Raw genomic sequence first — 712 nt, forward strand, 5'->3', positions numbered from 1 at the left:
CGGGCTTGATACTGGAAGCGGAACGTCCCCGCTACTTTCCCTCCCACCTGCCATTGGGTCTTGCGCACCAGCATCATGGGGACGTCCACTTCCTTGAGCAGCCGGCTGTTCTTTGCGATTCCCACGATGTAGTCGACGTGATGCCGATCACACCAGTTCAGCATCCGGGGACGACAAAAGTGGCTATCACCTCGTAACACGATGCGCGTATCGGGCCAGTATTGACGGATAAAGCGTACCAGTAAGGCGAGGATCGCCCAGCTATGGCGGCTGTCGCTGCGGTCACTGGTGCGCAGATAGCTCACCAGTAAGTGGCGCCCACAGAAGACATACAGTGGGAAGTAGCAGTGGTGATCGTAATAACGGTTAAAGAACTTGCCGGGTTGCTCGCCATGCACGGGGATGTCGGTGCCATCAAAGTCCAGCACGATCTCCTTGGGTGGTTCGTCATGCTGTTCAATGAAGTGATGCCACAGCAACTCATGGGCCTTCACTATTGCTTGCCGATCGGCGTTCTGCTCCACCCGGCACAGCGTCGACTTGCCTGCCAGCGTATCCTCTTCACCGAGCGCTGTCTGAAGGGCCTGATCATAGCGCAGGGCCTCATGGTCGTTGAAATCTTCATAGCCAGCGGCGACACCGAACACCCGCTGACGAACCAACGTGTCGAGCTTATGACGAACCTGTTCCGGTGAGCGGGGATCATGAAGCA

Annotated in this window: 1 protein-coding gene; it reads right to left on the reverse strand. The window is 57.0% G+C overall.

All coding sequences use genetic code 11. From position 1 onward, the window contains the following. A partial coding sequence (locus ACT3R7_RS20710; protein WP_496199467.1) for an IS1380 family transposase occupies positions 1–712 on the reverse strand: 712 nt, incomplete at both ends.

Source organism: Halomonas sp. AOP43-A1-21 (assembly GCF_052376775.1).
GTDB lineage: Bacteria > Pseudomonadota > Gammaproteobacteria > Pseudomonadales > Halomonadaceae > Vreelandella > Vreelandella colorata.